28 protein-coding genes and 1 pseudogene are annotated in these 25,653 nt (G+C 70.1%); 23 read left to right on the forward strand and 6 right to left on the reverse strand.

Translation table 11 applies throughout. The annotated features are described in order from the left end of the window. Positions 1-94: 94 nt before the first annotated feature. From AB0J69_RS34875 to hemL, 7 genes are all read left to right on the forward strand, one after another. The gene (locus AB0J69_RS34875; RefSeq protein ID WP_364126264.1) at positions 95-772 is read left to right on the forward strand and encodes a redox-sensing transcriptional repressor Rex; all 678 of its coding nucleotides are present in this window, start codon (positions 95-97) and stop codon (positions 770-772) included. Continuing rightward, positions 769-2,025, forward strand: a complete 1,257-nt coding sequence (locus AB0J69_RS34880; RefSeq protein WP_364126267.1) for a glutamyl-tRNA reductase — start codon at positions 769-771, stop codon at positions 2,023-2,025. The genes AB0J69_RS34875 and AB0J69_RS34880 overlap by 4 nt, the downstream gene beginning before the upstream one ends. Continuing rightward, positions 2,025-2,942 carry a hydroxymethylbilane synthase gene (hemC, locus tag AB0J69_RS34885; RefSeq protein ID WP_364126269.1) on the forward strand — a complete coding sequence of 306 codons (918 nt, stop codon included), beginning with the start codon at positions 2,025-2,027 and terminating at the stop codon, positions 2,940-2,942. The genes AB0J69_RS34880 and hemC overlap by 1 nt, the downstream gene beginning before the upstream one ends. Next, positions 2,939-4,483: a bifunctional uroporphyrinogen-III C-methyltransferase/uroporphyrinogen-III synthase gene (locus tag AB0J69_RS34890; protein WP_364126272.1), complete on the forward strand. Its 1,545-nt coding sequence runs from the start codon at positions 2,939-2,941 to the stop codon at positions 4,481-4,483. The genes hemC and AB0J69_RS34890 overlap by 4 nt, the downstream gene beginning before the upstream one ends. A 28-nt stretch (positions 4,484-4,511) precedes the next feature. Next, positions 4,512-5,495 carry a porphobilinogen synthase gene (gene hemB, locus AB0J69_RS34895; protein ID WP_364126275.1) on the forward strand — a complete coding sequence of 328 codons (984 nt, stop codon included), beginning with the start codon at positions 4,512-4,514 and terminating at the stop codon, positions 5,493-5,495. Between the two features lie 129 nt (positions 5,496-5,624). Then, the gene (locus AB0J69_RS34900) at positions 5,625-6,254 is read left to right on the forward strand and encodes a bifunctional DNA primase/polymerase (protein ID WP_364126278.1); all 630 of its coding nucleotides are present in this window, start codon (positions 5,625-5,627) and stop codon (positions 6,252-6,254) included. Between the two features lie 703 nt (positions 6,255-6,957). Next, the gene (gene hemL, locus AB0J69_RS34905; protein WP_364126281.1) at positions 6,958-8,247 is read left to right on the forward strand and encodes a glutamate-1-semialdehyde 2,1-aminomutase; all 1,290 of its coding nucleotides are present in this window, start codon (positions 6,958-6,960) and stop codon (positions 8,245-8,247) included. Here the strand turns inward: hemL and AB0J69_RS34910 are convergent. Continuing rightward, a complete protein-coding gene (locus tag AB0J69_RS34910; protein ID WP_364126283.1) occupies positions 8,244-9,542 on the reverse strand; it encodes an ATP-binding protein in 1,299 nt (432 codons plus the stop codon). The two genes, hemL and AB0J69_RS34910, sit on opposite strands and share 4 nt — an antisense overlap. A 149-nt stretch (positions 9,543-9,691) precedes the next feature. Continuing rightward, positions 9,692-10,549 carry an EamA family transporter gene (locus tag AB0J69_RS34915; protein WP_364126286.1) on the reverse strand — a complete coding sequence of 286 codons (858 nt, stop codon included), beginning with the start codon at positions 10,547-10,549 and terminating at the stop codon, positions 9,692-9,694. 184 nt (positions 10,550-10,733) lie between these two features. Between AB0J69_RS34915 and AB0J69_RS34920 the strand changes: the two genes are divergently transcribed. The 6 genes from AB0J69_RS34920 to ccsA all read left to right on the forward strand — a co-directional run bounded on the left by AB0J69_RS34920 (position 10,734) and on the right by ccsA (position 16,244). Next, a complete protein-coding gene (locus AB0J69_RS34920; protein WP_364126288.1) occupies positions 10,734-11,654 on the forward strand; it encodes a LysR family transcriptional regulator in 921 nt (306 codons plus the stop codon). Positions 11,655-11,711: 57 nt separating this feature from the next. Further along, a complete protein-coding gene (locus AB0J69_RS34925) occupies positions 11,712-12,350 on the forward strand; it encodes a histidine phosphatase family protein (protein ID WP_364126290.1) in 639 nt (212 codons plus the stop codon). Positions 12,351-12,421: 71 nt separating this feature from the next. Beyond that, positions 12,422-12,988: a TlpA disulfide reductase family protein gene (locus tag AB0J69_RS34930; protein ID WP_364126292.1), complete on the forward strand. Its 567-nt coding sequence runs from the start codon at positions 12,422-12,424 to the stop codon at positions 12,986-12,988. Then, on the forward strand, positions 12,981-13,703 hold the full coding sequence (locus AB0J69_RS34935) for a cytochrome c biogenesis protein CcdA (RefSeq protein WP_364126294.1): 723 nt from the start codon (positions 12,981-12,983) through the stop codon (positions 13,701-13,703). Before AB0J69_RS34930 ends, AB0J69_RS34935 begins: the two co-directional genes overlap by 8 nt. Further along, positions 13,703-15,262, forward strand: coding sequence for a cytochrome c biogenesis protein ResB (locus AB0J69_RS34940; RefSeq protein WP_364126298.1), 1,560 nt, complete (start codon positions 13,703-13,705; stop codon positions 15,260-15,262). Before AB0J69_RS34935 ends, AB0J69_RS34940 begins: the two co-directional genes overlap by 1 nt. After that, positions 15,252-16,244, forward strand: coding sequence for a cytochrome c biogenesis protein CcsA (gene ccsA / locus AB0J69_RS34945; protein WP_364126300.1), 993 nt, complete (start codon positions 15,252-15,254; stop codon positions 16,242-16,244). The genes AB0J69_RS34940 and ccsA overlap by 11 nt, the downstream gene beginning before the upstream one ends. Here ccsA and AB0J69_RS34950 read toward each other — a convergent pair. Further along, positions 16,241-16,543 (reverse strand): PLD nuclease N-terminal domain-containing protein, encoded by a 303-nt coding sequence (locus AB0J69_RS34950; protein WP_364126303.1) that lies wholly within the window; start codon positions 16,541-16,543, stop codon positions 16,241-16,243. The two genes, ccsA and AB0J69_RS34950, sit on opposite strands and share 4 nt — an antisense overlap. Positions 16,544-16,681: 138 nt before the next feature. Here AB0J69_RS34950 and AB0J69_RS34955 point away from each other — a divergent pair, with 138 nt between their 5' ends. Both AB0J69_RS34955 and AB0J69_RS34960 read left to right on the forward strand, forming a co-directional pair. Then, positions 16,682-17,857 carry a hypothetical protein gene (locus AB0J69_RS34955; RefSeq protein WP_364126306.1) on the forward strand — a complete coding sequence of 392 codons (1,176 nt, stop codon included), beginning with the start codon at positions 16,682-16,684 and terminating at the stop codon, positions 17,855-17,857. Positions 17,858-17,867: 10 nt separating this feature from the next. Beyond that, positions 17,868-18,110, forward strand: a complete 243-nt coding sequence (locus AB0J69_RS34960) for a hypothetical protein (protein ID WP_364126308.1) — start codon at positions 17,868-17,870, stop codon at positions 18,108-18,110. Positions 18,111-18,289: 179 nt separating this feature from the next. Here AB0J69_RS34960 and AB0J69_RS34965 read toward each other — a convergent pair whose 3' ends face one another. Next, complete coding sequence (locus tag AB0J69_RS34965) at positions 18,290-18,511, reverse strand: BldC family transcriptional regulator (RefSeq protein ID WP_026214226.1); 222 nt, start codon at positions 18,509-18,511, stop codon at positions 18,290-18,292. Positions 18,512-18,768: 257 nt separating this feature from the next. Between AB0J69_RS34965 and AB0J69_RS34970 the strand changes: the two genes are divergently transcribed. Continuing rightward, a complete protein-coding gene (locus AB0J69_RS34970; RefSeq protein ID WP_364126311.1) occupies positions 18,769-18,987 on the forward strand; it encodes a DUF4229 domain-containing protein in 219 nt (72 codons plus the stop codon). Here AB0J69_RS34970 and AB0J69_RS34975 read toward each other — a convergent pair. Continuing rightward, the gene (locus AB0J69_RS34975) at positions 18,984-20,189 is read right to left on the reverse strand and encodes a hypothetical protein (RefSeq protein WP_364126314.1); all 1,206 of its coding nucleotides are present in this window, start codon (positions 20,187-20,189) and stop codon (positions 18,984-18,986) included. The genes AB0J69_RS34970 and AB0J69_RS34975 overlap by 4 nt on opposite strands. A gap of 106 nt (positions 20,190-20,295) precedes the next feature. Here AB0J69_RS34975 and AB0J69_RS34980 point away from each other — a divergent pair, with 106 nt between their 5' ends. Then, positions 20,296-21,012 carry a demethylmenaquinone methyltransferase gene (locus AB0J69_RS34980; protein WP_364126316.1) on the forward strand — a complete coding sequence of 239 codons (717 nt, stop codon included), beginning with the start codon at positions 20,296-20,298 and terminating at the stop codon, positions 21,010-21,012. On the opposite strand, the gene AB0J69_RS34985 is transcribed toward AB0J69_RS34980, so the two are convergent. After that, positions 20,999-21,178 (reverse strand): hypothetical protein, encoded by a 180-nt coding sequence (locus AB0J69_RS34985; RefSeq protein ID WP_364126319.1) that lies wholly within the window; start codon positions 21,176-21,178, stop codon positions 20,999-21,001. The two genes, AB0J69_RS34980 and AB0J69_RS34985, sit on opposite strands and share 14 nt — an antisense overlap. A 406-nt stretch (positions 21,179-21,584) precedes the next feature. On the opposite strand from AB0J69_RS34985, the pseudogene AB0J69_RS34990 reads away from it, so the two are divergent. From AB0J69_RS34990 to AB0J69_RS35015, 6 genes and pseudogenes are all read left to right on the forward strand, one after another. Then, positions 21,585-21,797: pseudogene (locus AB0J69_RS34990) on the forward strand (helix-turn-helix transcriptional regulator); the annotation flags it as partial. Positions 21,798-21,880: 83 nt separating this feature from the next. After that, on the forward strand, positions 21,881-22,468 hold the full coding sequence (locus tag AB0J69_RS34995; protein ID WP_364126322.1) for a DUF5753 domain-containing protein: 588 nt from the start codon (positions 21,881-21,883) through the stop codon (positions 22,466-22,468). A gap of 209 nt (positions 22,469-22,677) precedes the next feature. Further along, positions 22,678-23,931 carry a geranylgeranyl reductase family protein gene (locus AB0J69_RS35000; RefSeq protein ID WP_364126324.1) on the forward strand — a complete coding sequence of 418 codons (1,254 nt, stop codon included), beginning with the start codon at positions 22,678-22,680 and terminating at the stop codon, positions 23,929-23,931. A gap of 64 nt (positions 23,932-23,995) precedes the next feature. Then, positions 23,996-24,391: an NADH-quinone oxidoreductase subunit A gene (locus AB0J69_RS35005; protein ID WP_080043646.1), complete on the forward strand. Its 396-nt coding sequence runs from the start codon at positions 23,996-23,998 to the stop codon at positions 24,389-24,391. Between the two features lie 2 nt (positions 24,392-24,393). Then, positions 24,394-24,945 carry an NADH-quinone oxidoreductase subunit B family protein gene (locus AB0J69_RS35010; RefSeq protein ID WP_364126328.1) on the forward strand — a complete coding sequence of 184 codons (552 nt, stop codon included), beginning with the start codon at positions 24,394-24,396 and terminating at the stop codon, positions 24,943-24,945. Positions 24,946-25,010: 65 nt separating this feature from the next. Continuing rightward, a complete protein-coding gene (locus tag AB0J69_RS35015; RefSeq protein WP_364126350.1) occupies positions 25,011-25,646 on the forward strand; it encodes an NADH-quinone oxidoreductase subunit C in 636 nt (211 codons plus the stop codon). Positions 25,647-25,653 lie beyond the last annotated feature (7 nt).

Genomic DNA, 25,653 nt, shown 5'->3' on the forward strand with positions numbered 1-25,653 from the left:
CTTTGTGCATCGGTTCACAAAGGGATTAACCTGAAAGACGGTTCGATTCCCGTCACGCGGTCCCCAAGCCGCCCGTCCCCTGGAGCACCGGCACGTGAAGAGCCCGTCCCAGCCCCGTGACCGCGGTATACCCGAGGCGACGGTCGCCAGGCTTCCGTTGTACCTCCGGGCGCTGCACGGGATGGCGGAGCGGGGCGTCGCGACCGTCAGCTCGGAGGACCTGGCCGTGGCGGCCGGCGTCAACTCCGCCAAATTGCGCAAGGACCTGTCGCACCTCGGCTCCTACGGCACCCGCGGCGTAGGCTATGACGTCGAATACCTCGTCTACCAGATCTCCCGCGAGCTCGGCCTGACGCAAGACTGGGCGGTCGCGATCGTCGGAGTCGGTAACCTCGGTCGCGCGCTGGCCAACTACGGCGGTTTCGTCTCCAGGGGCTTCCGGGTCGCGGCGCTCGTGGACGCCGACCCCGAAGTCGTGGGCGACACCATCGCGGGATTGAATGTGGAGCACATCGACGAACTGGAAGCCGTCATCAAGCGGCGTGGAGTCTCGATCGTGGTTCTGGCGACACCGGCGGCAGCGGCGCAGAAGGTCTGCGATCGCGTGGTCGCCGTGGGCGTAACCAGCATCCTGAACTTCGCGCCAGTCGTACTTTCCGTACCGGACAGCGTCGATGTCCGTAAAGTCGACCTATCAATCGAACTGCAGATTCTCGCGTTCCACGAGCAACGCAAGGCTGGGGGGCCACTCATGGCGGTGGACAGTCAATGAGTGTTCTGTCTATCGGACTAAGCCACCGAACCGCGCCGGTGGCTCTTCTCGAGCGCGTCTCGATGACGGGCGACGCGCTCATCAAGCTCCTGCACGACGTGCAGAGCGACCCCTGCGTCGCGGAGGCCATGGTGGTCTCGACCTGCAACCGGGTCGAGGTCTACGTCACGGTCGACCGCTTCCACGCCGCCGTGACCGCCATCAGCAACCTGCTGGGCGTGCACTCGGGCGTCCCGGTCGACGAGCTGACGCCGCACTTCTACGTGCACTACGAGGAGCGGGCGGTCGAGCACCTGTTCTCCGTCGTGTGCGGCCTCGACTCCATGGTCGTCGGCGAGGGCCAGATCCTCGGGCAGGTCCGCCAGGCGCTCAAGCTGGCCCAGCGGCAGGGCACGGTGGGCGCCACCCTCAACGACCTGGTCCAGCAGGCGCTGCGGGTCGGCAAGCGGGCGCACCACGACACCGGCATCGACAAGCACGGCGCCTCCCTCGTCTCCGCGGGCCTCGCCCTCGCGGGCGACCTGGCCGGGCGGCGCGCCCTGGTGGTCGGCGCGGGCTCCATGAGCTCCCTGGCCGCCGTCACGCTGGCGCGCGCCGGGGTCACCGACATCGTCGTGGCCAACCGTACGTACGAGCGGGGCGCCCGGCTGGCCGAGTCCGTCGGCGGGCGGGCGGTCGAGTTCGCCGCCGTGGCCGACGAGCTGGCCACGGCCGACCTGGTGATCACCTGCACCGGCGCCGGCCGCCATGTCATCACCCCCGGCATGCTGAGCCGGCCCGCGTTCCTGCTGGACCTGGCGCTGCCCCACGACATCGACCCGGCCGTGCGCGCCGTCCCCGGCGTCACGCTGGTGGACCTGGAGACGATCCAGGAGTCGGGCATCGGCTCGCGCGAGGGCGACGCCGTGCAGTCCGTACGCGCCCTCGTCGCCGAGGAGCTGCGCGCCTACCTCGACGCCGAGCGGGCGGCCAAGGTCACCCCGACCGTGGTGGCGCTGCGCAGCAAGGCGGCGAGCGTGGTCGAGTCGGAGCTGGGCCGCCTGCTGATGCGCGTGCCCGACCTCGACGAGCGGGTCAAGGACGAGGTCGCCATGACCGTTCAGCGGGTCGTCGACAAACTGCTCCACGAGCCGACTGTGCGTGTCAAGCAGCTCGCCACCTGCCCAGGAGGCGATCATTATGCGGAAGCGTTGCGTGAGTTGTTCAATTTGGATCCGAAGATGCCCGAGGCCGTGAGGGAGGTGGAGCTGTGATGTCGCGGTTGGGGACCCTGCGTCTCGGCACCCGCCGCAGCCTCATGGCGACCACGCAGTCCGGCATGGTGGCCGACGCCTACACCCAGCGCACCGGGCGCGCGGTGGAGCTGGTCGGCATCACGACCTTCGGCGACGTGACCAAGGCGCACCTCGCGCAGCTCGGCGGCACGGGCGTGTTCGTCAGCGCGCTGCGCGACAAGCTGATCGAGGACGAGGTCGACTTCGCCGTCCACTCGCTGAAGGACCTGCCGACCAAGCAGGACCCGCGCTTCACGCTGGCCGCCATCCCGGCCCGTCACGACCACCGCGACGCGCTGGTCGGCATGCACAAGTTCGCGGACCTGCCGCCCGGGGCCAGGGTCGGCACCGGCTCGCCCCGGCGCGTGGCCATGCTCAGCGCGCTGCGCCCCGACCTGGAATACGTCCCGATCCGCGGCAACGCCGACACGCGCATCGGCAAGGTCACCTCGGGCGAGCTCGACGCGGTCGTGCTGGCCTCGGCCGGCCTGACCAGGATCGGCCGCAGCGCTGACATCGCCCAGATCTTCGAGGTCGAGGAGCTGCTGCCCGCGCCCGGCCAGGGCGCGCTGGCCGTCGAGTGCCGCTCCGACCGCTCCGACCTGATCGAGTTCCTGCGCGTGCTCGACGACCCGGCCACGCGCTCCGCGGTCACCGCCGAACGCGCCGTGCTGTCCGCCCTGGAGGCCGGGTGCTCCGCACCGGTGGGTGCTTTCGCGGCCGATGACGGGCACACTCTGAACCTGACCGCAGTGGTCGTCTCCATAGACGGCCGCGAAGCGGTCCGCAAGTCCGCCGCCGGCTCTCCTTCGGAGGCAGCGAACCTGGGCCGCCTCCTCGCGGCCGAGATGATCGCCGAAGGGGCCGACAGATTGATGGGGGAGCATTCCCATTGAGCTCCGATAGTCCAACCTCCGGATTCGTCGCGTTCGTGGGCGCGGGCCCCGGCGATCCCAACCTGCTCACCCTCCGCGCCGCCGAGCTGCTCGGCAAGGCCGACGCGGTGGTGCTCGACGCGGAGACGCAGACCCCGCTGCTGCGCCACTGCCGCACGGGCGTCGAGGTCGCCGAGGGCGACTTCGTCAAGCGCGCCGCACGGGGGCAGCTCGTGGTGCGCCTGTGCGAGGGCGACCCCATGCTGTTCTCCTCGATCACCGAGGAGGTGGCGGCCTGTGCCGCGGCGGAGGTGGACTTCGAGATCGTGCCCGGTGTGCCGCCCGCGACCGCCGTGCTCACCTACGCGGGCATCCCGCCGGCGACCGCCGTGCCCGAGTTCCGGATCGTCGACGCGGCCCAGGAGCAGGACTGGGCGGCCCACGCCGCCTGCCGCGGCACGCTGGTGATCTACAACGGCATCGGCGACGCCGTGGCCATCGGCAAGGCCCTCGTCTCCGGCGGCAAGCCCGACACCACGCCCGTCGCGGTCAGCAGCGGCGGCACCACCACCGAGCAGTACACCGTCGTGTCCTCGCTCGGCCGGCTGCAGGCCGACCTCAAGCACGCCGGGTTCACCGAGCCCGCGCTGATCGTGGTCGGCGAGGCCGTGGGGCTGCGGGACAAGCTGTCGTGGTTCGAGACCAAGCCGCTGTTCGGGTGGCGGGTGCTGGTGCCCCGTACGAAGGAGCAGTCGCGCAGCCTGTCCGAGCAGCTCATCGCCTACGGCGCGGTGCCCGAGGAGGTGCCGACCATCTCGGTCGAGCCGCCCCGCACGCCGCAGCAGATGGACCGCGCGATCAAGGGCCTGGTCACCGGCCGCTACGAGTGGGTGGCCTTCACCAGCTCGAACGCGGTCAAGGCGGTGCGCGAGAAGTTCGAGGAATACGGTCTCGACGCCCGTGCCTTCGCCGGGCTCAAGGTGGCGGCCGTGGGCGACGCGACCGCGCGGGCCCTGGTCGAGTTCGGGGTCAAGCCCGACCTGCTGCCCTCGGGGGAGCAGTCGTCCGAGGGGCTGGTGGCCGAGTGGCCGCCGTACGACTCGATGCTCGACCCGATCAACCGGGTGCTGCTGCCGCGGGCCGACATCTCCACCGACACGCTCGTGGCCGGGCTCACCGAGCTGGGCTGGGAGTGCGACGACGTCACCGCGTACCGCACCGTGCGGGCCGCCCCGCCGCCCGCGCCCATCCGCGAGGCCATCAAGGGCGGCGGCTTCGACGCCGTGCTCTTCACGTCCTCGTCCACCGTGCGCAACCTCGTGGGCATCGCGGGAAAGCCGCACAACGTGACCGTGATCGCGGTCATCGGGCCGCAGACGGCCAAGACGGCCGAGGAGTTCGGGCTCCGGGTCGACGTCATGGCCGACAAGCCGTCCGCCTCCGCCCTGGCCGCCGCGGTCGCCGAGTACGGAGCCAAGCAGCGCCAGGCGGCCCTGGCCGTGGGTGACACCCCGCGCCGGCCCTCGCAGAACCGCCGGGGAGCCAGGAGGAGAGCCAAATGAGCGTGCGACACCCCGGAAGGAGCGCCGAATGAGCGCGCAATACCCCGTCGCCCGTCCGAGGCGACTGCGCCGCAGCCCGGCCCTGCGCCGGATGGTGGCGGGCACCCGGCTGCACGCCGCCGACCTGATCCTGCCCATGTTCGTCAAGGAAGGCATCTCCGAGGCGCACCCCGTGGCCTCGATGCCCGGCGTGGTGCAGCACACCCGCGACTCGCTGCGCAAGGCCGCCCACGAGGCCGCCGAGGCCGGGGTAGGCGGGCTGATGTTGTTCGGCATCCCGGCGGTGAAGGACGCCCGCGGCTCGGCCGCCGACGATCCCGACGGGATCCTGCAGAAGGCGCTGCGCGACGTGACCGCCGAGGTCGGCGACTCCATCGTGGTGATGGCCGACACCTGCCTCGACGAGTTCACCGACAACGGGCACTGCGGCATCCTCACCCCGTCCGGTGACGTGGACAACGACGCCACGCTGGAGCGGTACGCCTCGATCGCGGTGGCCCAGGCCGAGGCCGGGTCGCAGATGGTGGCGCCGAGCGGGATGATGGACGGCCAGGTGGGGGCGATCCGTGCGGCCCTGGACGGGGCAGGTTACGGAAATATCCCGATTTTGGCCTATTCCGCCAAGTATGCGTCCGCCTTCTTCGGCCCGTTCCGCGACGCCGCCGAGTGCGCGCCGCAGTTCGGCGACCGCAGCACCCACCAGCAGGACCCGGCCGGGCCGCTGGAGGAGGCGCTGCGCGAGGTGCGCCTCGACCTGGCGGAGGGCGCCGACGCCGTCATGGTCAAGCCGGCGCTGGCCTACCTCGACGTCATCGCCCGTTTCCGCGACGAGGTGGACGTGCCGGTGGCCGCCTACCAGGTGAGCGGCGAATACGCGATGATCGAGGCCGCGGCCGCCAACGGCTGGGTGGACCGGCAGCGGATGATCATGGAGTCGCTGGTCGCGATCAAGCGGGCGGGGGCCGACCTGATCCTCACGTACTGGGCCACGGAAGTGGCGCGAACGCTCTAACCAAGGGGTTTCCCGTCAACTCGTGGGGCCTGTGGGTTAGAGTGCATGACAAGTGCTGGTGTGTCCCGCGTGTGCGCAACGCCCGGAGCCGGGGCCTCCTCAGGCACGGGGAACTCGACGGGAGACACCATGGTGGGGGTACCACTGGCTCGGCGTACCAAAAAGCGGTCGCGGCCGACACGCATCGGGACGGTGCTCGAATACGCAGCCATGGGCTGGCCCGTCGTGCCGGGCGCCTATCCGCTGCGGCACGGGCCGCGCGCCTGCTCGTGCGACCGCGTCGGCTGTCCCGACCCCGGTGCCCACCCGCTGTCCCCCGCCTGGCACATGCAGGCCACCACGGACCCGGCCCTGCTCACGCGCTGGTGGCAGGCCGAGCCCGAGGCCAATGTGATCCTGCCCACGGGGCGCGTGTTCGACGTGTTCGACGTACCGCTCCCCGTCGGCCTGTCCGCCCTCACCCGGATCGACGCCGCGGGAGCCCATCCCGGCCCGGTCGCCGCCAATGGCGACCGGGTCTTGTTCTATGTGGCCACCCGGGGCAATCCCGAGGACGAGGACGAGTGGTGGTCGTGCCAGCTCGACTGCGACCCGGCGACGATCGACGACACGCCGGGGCTGCGGTGGCACTGCCGCGACAGCTACGTCCTCGCGCCGCCGTCCACCCTGCCCAGCGGCCAGCCCGTCACCTGGCTCCGCCCCCCTGACGGCCGCCCCTTGCCCGACCCGCTGCGCCTCCTGGAGTGGCTGGCCGACTGACCCCGGCCCACCACCCGGCGGCCCATCGCCCGCCCGCTCGCCGTTCACGCCCGCCCGCCGTTCACGCCCGCCCGGCCGTGAACCAGCGACTCCCTGACCCTTCCGCGGCTTCCCATGGGCCTGCGCCCTCGCCTTCTGCGCGCCCCTCAAGGTTCAGGTGGCACCCCCCAGCTTCGCTGGCACCCTCCGGCATCTGGCGCCCCTGGGCGTTGCTGGCAAGCGCGCCTTCCGTGCACCCCCGCCTTCCGTGCACCCCCGCCTTCCGTGGGCCGCCGGGCCTCCGCGGGCACTCGGGCCTCCGCGCACCCCGCCTTCGCGGGCCCCCGGGCTCCGCGCCACTCCCCTCCGTTGCGGCGGGATCGGGCTCCGTGGGATGCGGCGGCCGCTGACGGGCCCTGGCAGGCCGGCGCGTGCGCGTGGGGACCGCGCGGCACCCCTGAGGAGGGGTCGGACACGCCGGCCCGTCGCGGGAGCCGGGTGCTCGGAAGGCGCATAGGCGGAGCCGCGCGCAGGGCCCGGGCCCGTCGCCGCACGCTGCGGCGGTCCGCAGGAGGCGCGTCAGGGGGAGGCCAGGAGGCGCATCAGGGGGAAGGACGGTCGGAAGACGTCAGGGAGGGTGGGGCGGGGCCACGAAGGGCCCGGTCAGGGTGGCGGGTGTGGGGCGTTGCCGGGATCGGCGGCGGGCGCGGCTAACCTGGATCGGGTGAGCCGTACACAGAACTCCGAGGACCTGTTCGCCCGCGCCCGCCAGATCGTGCCGGGAGGCGTCAACTCCCCGGTGCGCGCGTTCGGCGCGGTGGGCGGCACGCCGCGTTTCATGGCCTCGGGCCAGGGCCCCTACATCACCGACGTCGACGGCAACCGCTACGTCGACCTCGTCTGCTCCTGGGGCCCGATGATCCTCGGTCACCGCCACCCCGCGGTCGTCGAGGCCGTCTCCGGTGCCGTGGCCAACGGGTTCTCCTACGGCACCGCCACGCAGGGCGAGGTCGAGCTGGCCGAGGAGATCGTCGCCAGGGTGGCGCCGGTCGAGAAGGTGCGCCTGGTCAGCTCGGGCACCGAGGCGACGATGAGCGCCGTGCGCCTGGCCAGGGGGTTCACCGGCCGGTCCAAGGTGATCAAGTTCGCCGGTTGCTACCACGGGCACGTGGACGCGCTGCTGGCCTCGGCCGGGTCCGGGGTGGTGACGTTCGGGCTGCCCGACACGCCCGGTGTGACCGGGGCGTCGGCGGCGGACACGATCGTGCTGCCGTACAACGACGTCGCGGCCGTCGAGGAGGCGTTCGCGGCGGCGGACGTCGCGTGCGTGATCACGGAGGCGTGCCCGGCGAACATGGGCGTCGTCCCGCCGCGCGCCGGCTTCAACGCGCGCCTGCGCGAGCTGTGCACGGCCAACGGCGCGCTGCTCATCGTGGACGAGGTGCTGACCGGCTTCCGCGTCTCGCCGGCGGGCTGGTACGGCCTGGACCCGGTGGAGGCCGACCTGATGACGTTCGGCAAGGTCATGGGCGGCGGCCTGCCCGCGGCGGCGTTCGGCGGCCGGGCGGACGTCATGGCCTACCTCGCGCCGGAGGGCCCCGTCTACCAGGCGGGCACGCTGTCGGGCAACCCGCTGGCCTGCGCCGCCGGCCTGGCCACGCTGCGCGCCCTGGACACGGAGGCGTACGCGCGGGTGGACACCGCGGCGCTCACCGTCGGCCAGGCCGCCTCCGAGGCGCTCGCCGCGGCGGGCGTGCCGCACCGGCTGCAGCGGGCGGGCAGCCTGTTCTCGATCTTCTTCACCGAGGCCGAGGTGACGAGCTTCGCCGAGGCCAAGACGCAGAACACGGCGGCGTTCACGGCCTTCTTCCACGCCATGCTCGACCAGGGCGTCTACCTGCCGCCGTCGGCGTATGAGGCGTGGTTCCTGTCGGCCTCCCACGACGACGAGGCGCTCAACCGCGTGGCCGAGGCCCTCCCGGCCGCCGCGAAGGCCGCCGCCGCGGTGCTCTAACGGGTGGGGAGAGCCGGCGCGAGCGCGTCAGGTGCCGTGTGATCCCACAGCGCCGACAAGGGTGAGAAGAAGATGCGGTCTCCAGAGGGAAGATTCGTCTGACCGAGGTGGAGGACGTAGCCGGCCTGGAACCGGTCGCCGAGCTTGTCTCTCAGCCAGCGCAGATGCTTGGCGTCCTCACTCTTGGGGGTGGCCGACGCCTTGACCTCGATGCCGACCACGCTGCCGTCGCGGCGTTCGAGGATGAAGTCGATCTCCCGCTTCTCCCTGTCCCGGTAGTGGCGTACGGTGACGTGCCGCCGGGCGAAGGTCGAGAGCTTGACGAGTTCGGCGAAGACGAAGGTCTCCAGAAGGCCGCCGAGAGCGGGATGGCCCGGCGTGAGAAGCGACTCGGCGTCCACGTCCATCAAGTGGGCGGCCAGCCCGCTGTCGGTCACGTAGGTCTTGGGCGCATGCGTCACCCGTGAGGTCAGGTTGTTGGACCAGGCTGGTGCGGAGGAGACGAGAAAGACGGTCTCCAGGTACGCGAGATATGTGCGCACGGTTGCGACATCGAGTCCGAGACCCTCCGCGATGTGCGCGAGAACGAGTTGCCCGCCGGCCCGCGCCGCGACGAGTGCGATCAGATCCGGTATCGCCTGAGCCTTGTTGACGTGGGCGAACTCGCGGATGTCGCGGGAGATCACGGTGTCCAGGTAGCCGCGGAACCACGCCTGGAGAGCCACTGGGGACGTCAGTCGCAGGGCTTCGGGATAACTGCCCCGGCTGACGAGCTGAATGTAGTCCTCGCGGGTCCACGGTGACTCCTGACCGGTGAAGGACTCCGGAGCGGTGAACGCGCGGTCACAGAATCCGCCGGCACCGCCCGCCCGCTCGCTGACGGCGAACGGCCAGAGGTCCACGAAGGCCACGCGACCTGCTAGCGACTCCGAGACGGTAGGGATGCTGAGAAATCGGGTCGATCCGGATAGGACGAACTGGCCAGGAGACCAGTCCTCGTCGACGACCTGCTTTATGGCCAAGATCAACGGGTCTCCTGCCCGCTGGATCTCATCGATGATCACCGGTCGCGGTCGCCGCCGGGCGAAGGTCCGAGGGTCGTCCTTGGCGATGGCGAGTTCAGCAGGATCGTCGAGGGTGACGAACGTGGTCTCCCCGAACCTTCGGCATGATTGCAAGAGCGTCGTCTTGCCGGCCTGGCGCGGCCCGTTGATGATGACCACCCTTAGCTCTGCAAGGAGTTCTTTGAGGGACTCCGCCGCGAGCCGAGGTAGAAGATCCATGCTGCCCCTCATCTGGGAATTGACAGTGCAGCGGGTTCGGTTTCCCAGTTTCGCGGGGGGGTTTTTCCCTGTTTCGCGGGGCTGGTTTTCCCTGTTCCGCGGACACGATTCTCCCTGATTCGCGGGTCCACCGCTCCTTGAACCGCCGATGCTCTGCCGACTTACCTGAGGGCGAGTGCGCGGCGGGGCTTGGTGCCGGCGTAGAGGACGCCGGAGACGATGAGTGCCGCCGCCAGCAGTTTGAGCCAGGACAGCGGCTCACCCGTCACGAGCGCGGCCGACGACATGCCGAACACCGGCACCAGCAGCGTGTACGGCGCCACGGTCGAGGCGTCGTAGCGACGCAGCAGCCAGCCCCAGACGCCGAAGCCGCCCAGCGTCGAGACGAAGGCCACGTACAGGAGCGACAGCCAGCCCTCCGCCGGCGAGTTCAGCACGGGCGCGCCCTCCACCAGCAGGGACAGGAGCAGGAGCGGGGGCGCGGAGAAGGCGCTCACCCAGACCATGAAGCGCAGGGAGTCGGGTGGCGCGGCGCGGCGCTGGACGACGTTGCCCAGGCCCCAGGCGGCCGCGGCGGCCACGCACAGCGCGAAGGCGCCGATCGGGCCCGACACGCCGAAGTCGATGGCGACCAGGGCCAGGCCGCCGAACGCGACGGCCAGCCCGAGTACGCGGCGGGCGGTGAGCCGCTCCCCGAGCAGCGTCACCGCGAACACCACGGTGAACAACGCCTGCATCTGCAGGACGAGAGAGGTCAGGCCGGCCGGCATGCCCGCTCGCATCCCCACGAGCAGCAGGCCGAACTGGCCCACCCCGATGGTGGCCGCCACCCCGGCGACCCAGCGCCAGGCAACTCCGGGCCGCCCCACCAGCAGCAGGGCCGGGAACGCGGCCATGGCGAACCGGACGCCCGCGTACAGCAGGGGCGGGAAGTGTCGCAGGCCGACCTGCATGACCACGAAGTTGAAGCCCCACACGGCCGCGAGGCCGACGGCGAGGGCGAGGTGGCGGGGGCTCACTCAGCGAGTGGGCTTCTGGTAGCGGATCCGCTGCTCGCGAGCCTGCTCGGCGAGCGCCTTGAGGTACGACACGGAGCCGGTCTGCTGCTTCTTCGTCTTCAGGATTCTCATGCAACTATTTTCATCCGCTACACATTCAACGACAAGCGAGACTTTCTACGCTAAACCGTTTAGGCTGGCTTACATGTTGGACTTGAACCGGCTCAAGGCTCTTCACGCAGTTCACGTCTACGGGTCGGTCGGGGCGGCGGCCGACGCGCTGATGGTCACCCCCTCGGCGGTCTCCCAGCAGATCGCCAAGCTGGAGCGGGAGACCGGCGCCCGGCTCATGGAGCGCAACGGCCGCGGCGTGCGGCTGACGGACGCCGCCGGGCTGCTGGCCGAGCACGCCGAGCGCATCCTCGCCCTGGTCGAGACCGCCGAGGCCGACTTCGAGGCGCTGCGCGGCGAGGTCGTGGGCCGCCTGAACATCGCGGCCTTCCCCACCGCCGTGCGCGGCCTCATGCCCGGCGCGCTGGTCTCGCTCAAGCAGCGCCACCCCGATCTGTGGGTGCAGCTCAACGAGCGCGAGCCCGAGCGGGTCGTACGCGAGGTGGCCAGGGGCGAGCTCGACCTGGGCATCATCCAGGACTGGCTCAACCGGCCCATGGCCATCCCCGAGGGCCTGTCCAAGGCCACGCTGCTCGACGATGTGGCGGACGTCGCCGTCCCGGCCGGTCACCCGATGGCCGGCGAGCGGGAGGTCGAGCTGTCCGCGTTGCGGAGCGAGCAGTGGATCAGCTCCTCGCCCGGCACGGTCTGCCACGACTGGCTGGTGTTCACGCTGCGCAGCGCCTCGCTGGAGCCGGTGATCGCCTGCATGGCCGACGAGTACCCGACCCAACTCGCGCTGGTGGCGGCGGGCCTGGGCTGCGCGATCGTGCCGCGCCTGGGCCGCGACTGCGTGCCCGACGGGGTGCGGCTGATCCCGCTGCGGCCGCGCCAGTCGCGGCGCATCTACGCGGTGTGGCGTACGGACGCCGCCCGCCGCCCCGCGATCAGGGCCATGGTCGAGGCGCTGGTCGAGGTGAGCAGGAAGCAGGAAAACGCCTGGGCCGTGAACTGACATCTTCGGCGCGGGCCTGGCCGTAAGGCTCGGGCGAGCGGATAGGCTGTGCGCACCATGGCTGAAACCACCGTCGTTCACCTATTGCGCCACGGTGAGGTGCATAACCCCGGAGGCATCCTGTACGGCAGGCTGCCCGGCTACCACCTGTCGGAGACAGGTCAGCTCATGGCCGAGACGGTCGCCAAGGCCGTCGGGGGCCGTGACATCGTCGCGCTCTACAGCTCGCCGCTCGAACGCGCGCTGGAGACGGCGGCCCCGCTCGCGGAGAAGCTCGGCCTCGAGATCACCCAGGACGCTCGCCTGATCGAGGCCGGCAACCTCCTGGAGGGACGCGAGGTGGGCCGGGGCCTGGCCCTGCTGCGCAACCCGCGCAACTACCGCTATTTCTGGAATCCGCTGCGCCCGTCCTGGGGCGAGGCGTACCCGGTCATCGTCAAGCGGATGAAGTCGATCATCGACGAGGCCAGGGCGGCGGCGCGCGGGCACGAGACGGTGCTCGTCAGCCACCAGCTCCCGATCTGGGCGATCAGGTCGGCCGCGGAGGGCCGCCGGCTCTGGCACGACCCGCGGCGCCGGCAGTGCGCGCTGGCCAGCCTGACCACGCTCACGTTCGACGGCGACCGCCTGATCAGCATCGGCTACAGCGAGCCCGCCGGATCCCTGGAGGCGGGACCTTCCGTCCCCGGGGCCTGATGTCCGGGGCGCGGAGGCACACCGGTAGAGTTGCAAGCTCTACCGGTTGTAGTACAAGGAGATCTTCCTCCGTGCGCGCCAAGTCCCTTCCCCTCGTTCTCCTGGCTGTCCTCGTCGCCGGTTGTGCGGGCAACCAGAGCGGTCAACCGCAGGCTGGTGACACCCGGTTCGTCGCGGGCGACGGGAAGATGCAGGTGTTCGAGGCGAGCGAGCGCAAGCCCGCGCCCGCGATCGAGGGGCCGACGCTCGACGGCGCCACCGCCTCGCTGGCCGCGCACAAGGGCAAGGTCGTGGTGCTCAACTTCTGGGCGTCGTGGTGCGGCCCGTGCCGGGCGGAGGCGCCGGTGCTCAAGGAGGTCGCGGCCAAGACCAAGGGCAGCGGCGTGGAGTTCCTCGGCGTCGACTTCAAGGACCGGCAGGCCGACGCGCAGGCGTTCGAGCGCACCGAGCAGACCGGCTATCCGCACATCTTCGACCAGCCCGGCAAGGTCGCGCTGGCCTTCCAGGGCACGGTGCCGCCCGCGGCCATCCCGTCCACGCTGATCATCGACGAGCAGGGCAGGATCGCGGCCAGGGCCCTGGGCGCCGTCAAATACACCGACCTGATGAACGCGGTGACCAAGGTGCGCGATGAATGACGTCGTCGCCTCGGGTTCGCTGCTGCTGGCCGTCCCCATCGCGGTGCTGGCCGGCGTGGTGTCCTTCCTGTCGCCGTGCGTGCTGCCGCTGGTGCCGGGCTACCTGTCGTACGTCACCGGCATGAGCGCCGACCCCAAGCGGGGGCGGCTGGTGCTGGGGGCGGCGCTGTTCGTGGCCGGCTTCGGGCTGGTGTTCGTGCTCAGCGGGGCGCTGTTCGGCGGGCTCGGGTCGATCATGCTGGGCAACGCGGAGATCATCACGCGGGTGCTCGGCGTGCTGACCATCGTGCTCGGGCTGGCCTTCCTGGGCGTGCTGCCCGGGCTCATGCGTGACGTGCGCATCCACCGCCTGCCCGCCGCGGGCCTGGCGGGTGCGCCGCTGCTCGGGGTGGTGTTCGGGCTCGGCTGGACGCCGTGCATCGGGCCCACGCTGGCGGTCGTGCTGACGCTCGGGCTCAACGAGGGCAGCGCGGGCCGGGGCGCCCTCCTGGCCGTCGCGTACGCCCTGGGTCTCGGCCTGCCCTTCGTGGGCGCGGCGCTGGCCTACAGCCGGGCACTGCGTACGTTCCGGGCCATCCGCAAGCACTCGCGCCTGATCACCAGGATCGGCGGCGGCATGATGGTGGCCGTCGGCGTCCTGCTCGTGACCGGGCTATGGGGAGAGATGATCGCGGCCATGCAGGGACTGATCGGCGCGTTCGAGCCGGTGATCTGATGAGCGTCAAGGAGCTGGAGAGGGAGCAGGAGCCCGGGCAGGCGTCGTTCGGGCTGGTGGCCTGGCTGCGCTGGGCCTGGCGCACGCTCACCTCGATGAAGACGGCGCTGATCCTGCTGTTCCTGCTCGCGCTGGGCTCGGTGCCGGGCTCGCTGGTGCCGCAGCGGGGCGTCGAGCCCGACAAGGTCGCCCGGATCTACGAGCAGAACCCGGCGCTGGCCGAGTGGTACGACCGGTTCCAGCTCTTCGAGGTGTTCACCTCGACCTGGTTCGCGGCGGTCTACCTGCTGCTGTTCGCCTCGCTGATCGGCTGCATCATCCCGCGCACCTCGACCTACCTGCGCGAGCTGCGCCGCAAGCCGCCCGCCGCCCCGAAGAACCTGTCCCGCCTGCCGCACTCCGCCTCCTTCGAGGGCGACCTCGGGGTCAAGGAGGCCGCGCGGCGGCTGCGCAAGCTGCGCTTCCGCGTCGTGGCCGGCGACGGCTGGGTGTCGGCGGAGAAGGGCTACCTGCGCGAGACCGGCAACCTGCTCTTCCACGTGTCCCTGCTCGGCATCCTGCTCGCGATCGGCGCCGGCTCGCTCTTCGGCTACCGCGGCAACGTGCTGGTCGTCGAGGGCGACGGGTTCGCCAACACCGTGGCCGCCTACGACCGGTTCATCCCGGGCAGCCAGGTCTCGGCCGAGTCGCTGGAGCCGTTCTCCTTCCAGCTCGCCGAGTTCAAGGTGGCCTACCAGGTCACGGGGGACAAGCGGGGGCAGGCCCTCGACTACTCGGCGCACCTCAAGGTCAACGACTCGCCGACCGCGCCCACCCGCGACTACGAGCTCAAGGTCAACGAGCCGCTGGAGATCGACGGCACGCAGACCTACCTGATCGGCAACGGCTACGCGCCCGTGTTCAAGGTCACCGACGGCAAGGGGCAGGTCGCCTTCGAGGGGCCGGTGGCCTGCCTGATCGAGGAGAAGGCCACCTTGACCTCGGGCTGCGTGGTCAAGGTGCCCGACGCGCAGCCGTCGCAGCTGGGGTTCCTGCTGCAGTTCATGCCCACCAGCGTGCCGCTGACCAACGGCGGCTACGCCTCGGCCTTCCCCGGCGAGCTCAATCCCGAGGTGCAGATCCTCGGGGCCTTCTCCGGCGACCTGGGCGTGCGCTCGGGCAAACCGCAGTCGGTCTACACGCTGGCCGAGCCCGAGGTGCTGAAAAAGCTCGACCGCCTGTTCATGGGCGCCGACACGCCCAAGCCGCTGGCCGTGGGGCAGTCGGTGGACCTGCCCAAGGGGCTGGGCAAGCTGGAGTTCACCGGCGTCAAGGAGTGGATCACGCTCCAGACCGCCTACGACCCGGGGCGGATGCCCGCCCTGGTGGCCGCCGGCACGGCCGTCGTCGCCATCGCGCTCTCGCTCATGATCCGCCGCCGGAGGGTGTTCGTGCGGATCTCCGAGGGCCGGGTCGACGTGGGCGGCCTGACCCGTACCGAGGGCTCCGCGGCGGGCTTCGCAGAGGAGTTCGCCGACATCGTGAAGGTTCTATCAGCAGGAGAAAAGGATGTCCGCTGAGCAACTCGCCGAGCTGAGCGACCTTTTCGTCGTCGCAGCCGTCCTGCTCTACGTCGTGGCCATGGTCGGCTTCGCGATCGAGCTGGCCTTCGGGCGGTCCCGGCCCGGCAAGGCGGAGACCGCCGCCACGCCGCCGGTCGAGGCCAAGCGGCCGGTCGCGGTCGGCGCGGTGACGGGGAAGGCCGCTGACGGGGCGACGACGTCAGTGGTCGCCTCCGGCGAATCCGCCGTCCCGGCGCCGCCCGCCGAACCGCCCGCCGGGGCCGCCAGGGCCGGAACGGTGGCCCTCGTGCTCACCTGGCTCGGCTGGGCCGCCAACCTGGGCGCCATCGTCACCCGCGGCCTGGCCGTGGACCGGTGGCCGTGGGGCAACATGTACGAGTTCGTGGTCGCGATCTGCTTCGCCGCCGTGACCGCGTTCCTCGGCACCCAGCTCCGTCACAACGTGCGCTTCCTCGGCGCCTTCGTCACGGTCACCGCCGCGCTCGGCCTCGGGCTGGCGTCCAAGGTGTTCTACACCGCCGCGGGGCCGGTCATGCCCGCGCTGGACTCGTACTGGATCGCCATCCACGTCACCGCCGCCATCATCTCCAGCGGCCTGCTGACGCTGGCGGGCGTGGCCGGCATCCTCTACCTGGTGCGCGGCGACGGGATGTCACGCCTGCCGTCGCGCGCCGACCTGGAGAGGGTGGCGCACCGGGCGATCGTGTTCGCCTTCCCGCTGTGGACGTTCGCCGTCATCGCGGGCGCCCTCTGGGCGGACCGGGCGTGGGGCCGCTACTGGGGCTGGGACCCCAAGGAGGTCTGGTCGTTCATCACGTGGGTCGCCTACGCCGCCTACCTGCACGCCAAGGCGACGGCGGGATGGCGGGGCAGGGCCGCGACCATCGTGCAGCTCCTAGCGTTCGGTTGCCTTCTGTTCAACCTGATCGGGGTCAACATCTTCATCGAGGGGCTGCACAGCTACGCCGACGTGCCCTAGCTCAGGTCGTCGCCACGCATGCGGCGGTCGAGGTCACGGAGGAAGTCGGGGTCGTCGTCCGGGCCCTTCGGCATGCCCGGACCCGGGGCGCCCGGGGGCACGGGCCACGCCGCGCGCGGGGCCCGCGGACGGCCGCGCGCCATCCACACCAGGCCGCCGAGCAGCGGGATGAGCACGACAACGAGGATCCAGAGCCCTTTTGGTACGTTCCTAACCTCGTCTTCCGGCGTGGTCACCACGTCGAACAGCGAGAAGAGCCAGAAGGCCAGCAGCGCCAGGCCGATCAGAACACCTGCCATGTCCCGAACTGTAAGCCATCATGCGGCGTGATCGTGCTGCCCGATGTCCCATTTCGGGTGACTAGCGGAAGATCGGCGTCGTACGGTGGAACCCGATGCGGCGGTGTCCTAGGGGCTCCACAGGCGCTGAGGGGTGAGATGGCCTTTTCTCACGACAAGGGTCACGGTGACAAGGGGCGGCATCGGCGCGGTCGTTGGTGGCGGCGCGGCTCGTACCTCTTCTCACGGCGTGACGAGGCGCCTCCCGACGCTCACCGCTCCTTCTGGTCCAACGCCCGCGAGAAACGCCGTGAGGCGCGCGCGGCGGCCAGGGGACACGACGGCGCCGAACGCCGCCGGCGGCCCGGCGACCGCGAGCTCGGCGGCCACCCCGGCCGCACTGCCTGGCCCGGTGGCGCGCAGTCCGAGCGGGTGACGTGGCCGGGCGGCGACGAGACAGCGCGGATGGGGTGGCCCAGCGAGCGCCAAGGAACGGCGTGGCCCGGCGAGCGGGAGAGAACGGCCTGGCCTGGCGAGCGGGAGCGGGCGGCGTGGCCGGGTGAGGGAGGGCGGCGTCCGCCGGAGGCGAGCTGGGACGGGTTCGCGGTGCGCGAGCGCGGCGAGCGGCTGCCCGCCGCCGTCATGGTCGACCGCGCCCGCTACACCTGGTACGACTTCGAGCTCGCCGACCAGCCCCCCAGAGCCCAGCCCAACCGGCCGGACGTGCCCTCGCTCGGCGACGGCCTGCGACACTGCGGCAAGCTGGAGTCCATCCTGCACCGCCAGTGGGACGCCCGGCTGGGCCCGCCGCCGGCCGACGTCGTTCGGGCCGTGGAGAGCCTGGCCAGGCTGCCCGATCGGCTGAAGGAGCTGCTCGCGGCCGGGCTGGAAGGAATCTACGTCGGCCCCGGGGGCGTGCCCGACCTCGACGACATGGCCTACTTACGCGGCGCCCCGCTGCCGTCCGGGCGGGCGACCTGGGACATTTGCGCGGGCGCGTACGGCGACCGCAAGATCGTCGTCGGCGACCGCCCCTCGCCCACCCCTGACGTGATGATGCACGAGGTCGGCCACGCCATCGACGACGTCGACTCGATGTACGGCGACTGGGTGTCGGACTCGCCCGAGTTCGTACGCCTCTACGAAGCGGCCGTCCCGCTGCTGGCCTCGACGTTCCACCGTCAGGGAGGAGGGCTGGGCCGCAAGGAGTTCTTCGCCGACGCCTTCGCCGCCATCGCCTCCCGCCAGCGTCCGGCCCTCGTGGACATGCTCGGGGGCGACACGCGCATGGCGCTCGACATCATGCTGTTCTTCAACCGGCGCTACGGAATCTAGGTGATCGGCCATGTACGTCATCCGGCTCGCGGACGGGACCCTGCGCGTGCCGCAGAGCCTGACCAGCGAAGACGGGCGTCTCATCGGCAACGCGTACGTGGAACTGCAGCCTGGTGACCCCGACTACGAGCAGTGGCTGCCGGAGTCGCTGACCGAGGAGGAGGCCGAGTTGCGCCGCCGGCGCTGGGAAGAGGAGAACGACGATCTGGAGCGCGAGTTCCTGGCCTTCAAAGCGCGACAGGAGGACGCCTGATCGGCGGAGAAAAAGGACAGGCGCCAGCCACGGTCGGCGGTTGGCGCCGCCCCGTGCTCACCGTACGGAAGTGTGGCCGGGAAGCACGCGAACAGTGGGTGTTCCGCCAGCGGTGATCCTGGCGGCTCGGACCGCTGTTCATGCGGCCCACCGTGCAGGATCACCGACTAGACGGAACGTCAGACGCGCGGGGACTCACCTGCTGGCCTGTCGGCCGTAAGAACGTCCTCGCCTCGGAGAAGGGCGTGGACTTCCGACTCGCGGAAGCGCCGGTGCCCTCCGGGGGTGCGGATACTGCTGATGCGGCCTGCCGCAGCCCAGCGCGTAACCGTCTTTGGGTCTACCCGGAAGAGGGCGGCAACCTCTCCTGGGGTCAGCAGACGCTCGCTGCTACTCTCCACCAATCTCTCCCCCTCGCATCCCGCTTCCTGCCAGCGGGCGGACAGGTAACCAGTGTGTCGAGCGAAGCCTGATTTATCCGTGGTTTTCTGCAAAGATCACGGGTTGTTATCAGCTGACTGCCCGATTGTTATATGATAGAGCCTCTTTGGGGCTCTCGTGGGTGTTTCTTTACGAAACTCCCTAACTGGGAACAGTAGCAGTGCTCGCGTCCGATGCGAAGAGCGACCGCTACGCAGGTCCGAGTAACCTCGAACCTGTGCGTCCCGTTCTCGTTTACACCGCGTCGCGGATCGGCCTGTTTGTCGTGACCCTCGGTGTGCTGTGGCTGCTCGGCCTGACAAACCCGCTGATCCTGATCGCGGCTTCTTTCTTGATCAGCGGCATTGCGAGCTACGTGTTGCTGTCCAAGCAGCGCGACGCCATGAGCGCGCGTCTCAGCGACAGGATCGACCGGCCGAAGCCGCACGACGACTAGGGCAGGGGGAACATGCCAATCCGGGCATGGTACTCCCGTCCGAGTCTCGTTGTGTCACTACCGACAAGTAGTCCGCTGCCGTGCGGGAAAAACGCCTTCACGCCGATGCCGCGCTCCCGTCCGGGATTCCAACTCAGGGCCTTTCCGGTCCGCGGATGAATGGCGCCGATGCCCGGCCGTGACACCGCGCCCGGGCCGGCCGAGTCCCGGCCCTGCGGATTGTTCAACCAGCGCTGATGCCCGCCGACGTACACCGCCGCCCCGGTCACCGCGACCGCGTAGAGCGAGTCGCCGCCCGTGCTGTTGACCCAGGTCGGCCTGATGGCCGAGCCCTTGGCGTAGGTCTCGAACCGTGCCGCGGTGTCGCACATCCCGCCCCGGGCGCCTCCCGTGGTGACGACCGCGAAATAGCGCCCGTCGGGGGAGAAGTCGAGGCCGCGTACGTACGAGGGGAAGGCGCTGCTGCACTTGCGCGCGTACGCGTCGGTCCGCCACGGGGCTACCCTCGCCGTGGCGCCGCTGACGTCGATCAGGCCGAGCTGCGGCCTGGAATGCCCGTCGAGCGTGGTGAACGAGCCGTCCACGACCAGCCGGTCGCGCGAGACGGCCAGCGCGTAGACCTTCGCGTTCGCGGTCAGCGGCGTGCCCGGCGTGATGTCGAACGCCGGGTCGGGCGCCCCGGTGGTGGCGTCGAGCCTGGCCAGCGCCGTGCGCGGGCTGATGAAGTCGCCGCCGACGTAGAGCCTGGAACCCTGCCGCGCCAGCGAGGTCACCATGCCGCCGCCGATGCGCGGCGCGAAGCCGGGCACCAGCGAGCCGTCGGCGAGCGCGAGCCTGGCCAGCCCGCGGGACCGCTGGTGGTTGATCCCGTGGAACTCGCCGCCGACGTAGACGGTGCCCCGGTCGCCGGCGGCCAGGCCGTAGACCGGGCCCGCGACGCTCGGCGCGAAGCCGGGCAGGACGCGGCCGGTGGCCAGGTCGTAGGCGAACAAGTTGTCGCGCGGATAAGTCGTCCTGCGGGCGGCGTCGCTCACTTCGCTGAACGAGCCGCCGACGACGACGGTGCTCCCGACGACGGTGATGGCGTTGACGATGCCGTCGAGCACATGAGGGGTGCTGTCGATCGGGTCGGCCGACACGACACGCGTGTGCGCGACGGGGGCCGAGGCGATGATCGCCGCAAGGGCGACACGGGCAAGCATTCGCCAATATCTAGCAGACGTTCGGTAGTCATGAGACTACTTTCCGTTGATTGTCCCGGATGGGCATGACCGCAAGGTCTGCGGCCCCTCCCAATAGGCTGTGAGCATGACGCGCGCTCAGTTGGACAAACAGCCGGACGAGGTCGCCGCGATGTTCGATCGCACCGCCCGGCGCTACGACCTGGTCAATGACGTGATCTCCCTCGGGCAGGTCAGGCTATGGCGCAAGGCGGTGGCCGCCGCCGTGGACGCCGGTCCCGGTGAGATCGTGCTCGACCTCGGGGCGGGCACCGGCACGTCCACCGACGCGTTCACCACGCTGGGCGCGCGGGCGATCGCCTCCGACTTCTCGCTCGGCATGTTGCGCACGGGAGTGCGCCGCCACGGCGGCAACGCGTTGGCCGGGCCGGGGGTGCCGTTCGTCGCGGGCGACGCGATGCGGCTGCCGTTCGCCGACGACGCGTTCGACGCGGTGACGATCTCTGTGGCGCTGCGTAACGTGCACGACACCGCGCAGGCGCTGCGGGAGATGCTGCGGGTGACGAGGCCGGGCGGGCGGCTGGTGATCCTGGAGTTCTCGCACGTGACGGTCGGCGCGTTCGACCTGGTCTACCGCGAATACCTGATGCGGATGCTGCCGAAGGTGGCCAAGGTCTTCGGGTCCAACGACGACTCCTACGAATACCTGGCCGAGTCGATCAGGGACTGGCCCGACCAGCCGACGCTGGCCCGGACGATCCAGGACGCCGGCTGGGAACGGGTGGCCTGGCGCAATCTCACGATGGGGATCGTCGCCATGCACAGAGGCTTCAAGCCCGCCTGAGCTCCATCGTCAGCAGATGGGGCCGGTGGGGATGGCGGTGGAAGGCGGCCCTGCGCACTCCTGGGATCGCGCCGCCGGCGAACACCGCCCCCGCGAGCAGCAGTGCCGCCACCGGCCCCAGCCACTGGCTCAGCGGGACGGCGGCCATCGGTACGGCGCGGCACACGGTGATCTCGGTCCTCCATCGCCAGACCAGGCCCGTGGTGGCGATGAGATCGTGTGCCCTGGCTGTCTTCGGATGCTTCCTGGGAAATCGTCCCCCGGGCTGAACCTGCGCGGAGGCGGTTCGCTGACCGGCTCGTCATGTCCGCGGCTCCCATTTCCACTCTTCGGTCAGAGTCGGGGTGCTGCGCGGTGGCGGGCGGATGGGGTCCCACCATCCGCCTGGCCGCGTCTGGCGAAAACCTCATTTCCGGCTGGCCCGCTTTCCTGCCTGCGGGCTACCCCAAGGGTGTTCTGCAGGGCCGCCCGGTGCAATTCCCGCGGGGATGAGTCCAGGGACTCCTGGCGAAACGCGAAAGGTGCTTCCCGGCGACGATTGCGCGTGGGCCGGGCGGGACATATATCGCGGAATGCCGAAAGGAGACCGAGTGATCGGGGAAGTCAATCCGACACTCCGCCGCCGGAAAATCGCCACTGAGCTGCGGTGGCTCCGCGAGGAAGCGGGTCTCATCGGCGTTCAGGTGTCACGGTCGCTGCACTGGACGACGTCGAAACTCTCCCGCCTCGAGACGGGACAGGTCGCGCCCTCGGCCGAGGACGTGGCGAAGCTGCTCGACCACTACCGCATCGGGCGGAGCCGGCCGCGCCGCTGCTCTCGCTCGCCGGGAACCACGCGGCCAAGGGCTGGTGGGAGTCCTACTCCGACGTGCTCACCGAGATCGGCCGCGAGTTCGTCGGGCTGGAGGACGGCGCCTCCTCGCTCAGGACGTGGGGCTCGAACGCGGTGCCCGGGCTGCTGCAGACCGATGCCTATTGCGCGGAGATGACGCGGCTCACCCGCGCCGTGGAGATAGTCCCGCCGGGAAAGGTCGAGCGCCGGACGCGGACCCGGCAGCGGCGGTTGTTCGCCGATCCGCCGCTGGCCTACTCGGCGGTGATCGACGAGGCCGTCCTGCGCCGCCGGTTCGGCGCCGCCGACGAAGGGCTGATGCGCGAGCAGTTACGTCACCTGCTGAAACTCGGTGACCGGCCGAACATCACCATTCACGTTCTCCTGCTGGAGCAGTCGCACCCCATCAACTTCTGGCATTTCGTGCTCCTCGGATTTCCCTCCATGCCGGTGCTCGGTCCGGTCTCGGGCGACATCGTCTATTCGGAGGACTATCCGATGGCCGAAGTGGTGGAGGACGAGGAGCGGGTCTATCGCTACTCCGTGATATTCGATCTGCTCAAGGAGGCGGCTCTCGACGAAGAAGCATCTCGAGACTGCATCGCCTCACTCGCCGGACTCTGAGTGCCGGGGGACCTGCTGCTAGCGTGACGATCATGACTGCGCTGCCCCAGGCGACACGCCGTCCTCTTGGATCACAGAACAGCACCCCGACTGCCACTATGTACAGGAAAAGCAGTAGACTGCGGGCCGGTAAGTTTGTGAAGGGGTTCACAAAGGAACGAAGGCGCCACACCCCGAGGCCTTCGAGCGTGTAGGGACAGGACAGTCCAGTGACCGTGCCAACAGCCACACAGGCTGACGCAGACGTCATCGTCGTCGGCGCCGGTCCCGCCGGTTCCGCAACCGCGTTTTACCTCGCTCAGGCCGGGCTCGACGTGCTGCTCCTGGAGAAGACCAGGTTCCCCCGGGAGAAGGTCTGCGGCGACGGCCTGACCCCGCGGGCGGTCAAGCAGCTGCAGAACATGGGCGTCGACATCGACGCACCCGGCTGGATCAGGAACAAGGGCCTGCGCGTCGTCGGTGGCGGCCTCCGGTTCGAGCTCGACTGGCCACGGCTCGAGCGCTTCCCCGACTTCGGGCTCGTACGCACCCGCCAGGACTTCGACCAGATCGTCGCCGCCAACGCGGTCAAGAACGGCGTGCGCCTCATGGAGGGCGTCACCGTCACCGGCCCCGTGCTCGACGACCGCAGCGGCCACGTCGTGGGCGTGACGACCAAGGACGGCCGCGAGTTCCGCAGCCGCGTGGTGGTGGCCGCCGACGGCAACAGCACCCGCCTGGCCCTGGGCATGGGCCTGCACAAGCGGGAGGACCGCCCGATGGGCGTGGCGGTGCGGACGTACTTCGAGAGCCCGCGCCACGACGACGACTACCTCGAGACCTGGCTGGAGCTGTGGGACGGCGACACGTTGCTGCCCGGCTACGGCTGGGTGTTCGGTGTCGGCGACGGCACCTCCAACGTGGGCCTGGGGCTGCTCAACACCAGCTCCCAGTTCGGCAACATCGACTACCGCGACCTGCTGCGGCGCTGGTGCCGGTCGATGCCGGAGGAGTGGGGCTTCACCGAGGAGAACATGACGGGCCCGATCCGCGGCGCCGCGCTCCCGATGGCCTTCAACAGGCAGCCCCACTACACACGCGGCCTGATGCTCGTGGGAGACTCCGGCGGGTCGATCAACCCGTTCAACGGCGAGGGCATCGCCTACGCCATGGAGACCGGCGAGATCGCCGCCGAGGTCATCGCGAAGGCCCTCAAGGGCACCACCCCCGCGCAACGGGAGCGGGCCCTGCGGTCCTATCCTCGAGTACTGAAGGACGCCTACGGCGGATATTTCACGCTCGGGAGGTTGTTCGTCGAGGCGATTGGGAAGCCGGGTGTGATGAGCTTCGGCACCAGGCACGGGCTGCCCCACCCGAGGCTGATGCGCTTCGCGCTCAAACTCCTTGGTAATCTCACCGACCGGCGAGGCGATGCGTCGGACATGATCATTAACGCACTCTCGAAGGTCGCGCCACCAGCATGAATCTCAGAATCAACAGATCCGGCTGCGCGCCCGCGCGCGCGGCGACTCCAGAGGAGGCGTAGCGATGGACCTTTACGTGCCCATCCTGGTGCTCGCCGTTCTCGCGGGGGGCTTCGCGATCTTCTCGGTCGCCATCGCTCCCTTCACCGGTCCCAAGCGCTGGAACCGCGCGAAGCTTGACGCCTACGAATGCGGCATCGAGCCGACGCCCCAGCCGGTCGGTGGCGGACGGTTCCCGCTCAAATACATGATCACGGCGATGCTCTTCATCGTCTTCGACATCGAGATCATCTTCCTCTACCCGTGGGCCGTCTCGTTCGCTCCGCAGACGGACGACCTCGGCCGCGTGCTCTCCTCGGGCCTGGGGCTGTTCGCGCTCGTCGAGATGCTGCTGTTCATCGTCACCGTGCTCGTCGCCTACGCGTACGTGTGGCGCCGCAAGGGTCTGGACTGGGACTGAAAATGGGACTTGAAGAGAAACTCCCCAGCGGGTTCATCCTCAGCACGGTCGAAGCGGCCGCCGGATGGGCGCGTAAGAACTCCGTATGGCCGGCCACCTTCGGCCTCGCGTGTTGCGCGATCGAGCTGATGGCCACCGGTGGCCCCCACTACGACCTGGCGCGCTTCGGCATGGAGCGCGCTTCGGCGTCTCCTCGCCAGGCCGACCTCATGATCGTGGCCGGGCGCGTGTCGCAGAAGATGGCGCCGGTGCTGCGCCAGATCTACGACCAGATGGCCGAGCCGAAGTGGGTCATCTCCATGGGCGTGTGCGCCTCCAGCGGCGGCATGTTCAACAACTACGCCATCGTGCAGGGCGTCGACCACATCGTGCCGGTGGACATCTACCTGCCCGGCTGCCCGCCGCGGCCGGAGATGCTCATCGACGCGATCGTGAAGCTGCACGACAAGATCCAGAACATGAAGTTCGGCGCGCACCGGGCCAAGCAGATCGAGGAGCTCGAGCTGCAGGCGCTGCGCACGCTGCCGCTGATCGATCAGGGGGCCGCGAAGTGACCTCGCCCGACAACCTCCCCGGAAGCCCGGAAGGCGGCGAGACCCCGCAGGCGCCGGTCCCGGCGGTGCCCGAGTCCCCCGTCGCCCGGCGCGGCATGTTCGGGGCCCAGGACACCGGCGACACCTCCGGCTACGGCGGCCTCGTCGTACGCCGGGCGCCGCAGATGTCCACGCCCCGCCCGTACGGGAGCTACTTCGACGAGCTCGTGGACACCCTCGGGCTCGACGACGCCATCGAGCGCGTGGTCGTGGACCGCGGCGAGCTGACCCTGCACGTCAAGCGCGAGCGCCTGGTGGAGGTCTGCCAGAAGCTGCGCGACGACCCGGAGCTGCGCTTCGAGCTCTCGCTCGGCGTGTCCGGCGTCCACTACCCGCACCTGACGGGCGAGGAGCTGCACGCGGTCATCCACCTGTGCTCGATCACCCACAACCGGCGGGTGCGCGTCGAGGCGAGCGCTCCGGACTCCGATCCGCACATTCCATCCACGGTGAGCGTTTACCCTGGTCACGACTGGCACGAGCGCGAGACGTACGACTTCTTCGGGATCATCTTCGACGGTCATCCCGGGCTCACCCGGATCATGATGCCCGACGACTGGGACGGTCACCCGCAGCGCAAGGACTATCCGCTCGGGGGCATCCCGGTCGAATACCGCGGCGCCACCATCCCCTCGCCGGATGAGAGGAGGTCTTACGCGTGAGCGACCT

Source organism: Nonomuraea sp. NPDC049709 (genome assembly GCF_040674815.1).
Classification (GTDB): Bacteria; Actinomycetota; Actinomycetes; order Streptosporangiales; family Streptosporangiaceae; genus Nonomuraea.

Coding starts and splice junctions, on each gene's coding strand:
- AB0J69_RS34880 (WP_364126267.1), top strand. CDS start 769: ATGAGTGTTCTGTCTATCGGACTAAGCCACCGAACCGCGCCGGTGGCT.
- hemC (WP_364126269.1), top strand. CDS start 2,025: ATGTCGCGGTTGGGGACCCTGCGTCTCGGCACCCGCCGCAGCCTCATG.
- hemB (WP_364126275.1), top strand. CDS start 4,512: ATGAGCGCGCAATACCCCGTCGCCCGTCCGAGGCGACTGCGCCGCAGC.
- AB0J69_RS34900 (WP_364126278.1), top strand. CDS start 5,625: ATGGTGGGGGTACCACTGGCTCGGCGTACCAAAAAGCGGTCGCGGCCG.
- AB0J69_RS34910 (WP_364126283.1), bottom strand. CDS start 9,542: ATGAGGGGCAGCATGGATCTTCTACCTCGGCTCGCGGCGGAGTCCCTC.
- AB0J69_RS34920 (WP_364126288.1), top strand. CDS start 10,734: ATGTTGGACTTGAACCGGCTCAAGGCTCTTCACGCAGTTCACGTCTAC.
- AB0J69_RS34925 (WP_364126290.1), top strand. CDS start 11,712: ATGGCTGAAACCACCGTCGTTCACCTATTGCGCCACGGTGAGGTGCAT.
- AB0J69_RS34935 (WP_364126294.1), top strand. CDS start 12,981: ATGAATGACGTCGTCGCCTCGGGTTCGCTGCTGCTGGCCGTCCCCATC.
- AB0J69_RS34940 (WP_364126298.1), top strand. CDS start 13,703: ATGAGCGTCAAGGAGCTGGAGAGGGAGCAGGAGCCCGGGCAGGCGTCG.
- ccsA (WP_364126300.1), top strand. CDS start 15,252: ATGTCCGCTGAGCAACTCGCCGAGCTGAGCGACCTTTTCGTCGTCGCA.
- AB0J69_RS34950 (WP_364126303.1), bottom strand. CDS start 16,543: ATGGCAGGTGTTCTGATCGGCCTGGCGCTGCTGGCCTTCTGGCTCTTC.
- AB0J69_RS34955 (WP_364126306.1), top strand. CDS start 16,682: ATGGCCTTTTCTCACGACAAGGGTCACGGTGACAAGGGGCGGCATCGG.
- AB0J69_RS34960 (WP_364126308.1), top strand. CDS start 17,868: ATGTACGTCATCCGGCTCGCGGACGGGACCCTGCGCGTGCCGCAGAGC.
- AB0J69_RS34975 (WP_364126314.1), bottom strand. CDS start 20,189: ATGCTTGCCCGTGTCGCCCTTGCGGCGATCATCGCCTCGGCCCCCGTC.
- AB0J69_RS34980 (WP_364126316.1), top strand. CDS start 20,296: ATGACGCGCGCTCAGTTGGACAAACAGCCGGACGAGGTCGCCGCGATG.
- AB0J69_RS35005 (WP_080043646.1), top strand. CDS start 23,996: ATGGACCTTTACGTGCCCATCCTGGTGCTCGCCGTTCTCGCGGGGGGC.
- AB0J69_RS35010 (WP_364126328.1), top strand. CDS start 24,394: ATGGGACTTGAAGAGAAACTCCCCAGCGGGTTCATCCTCAGCACGGTC.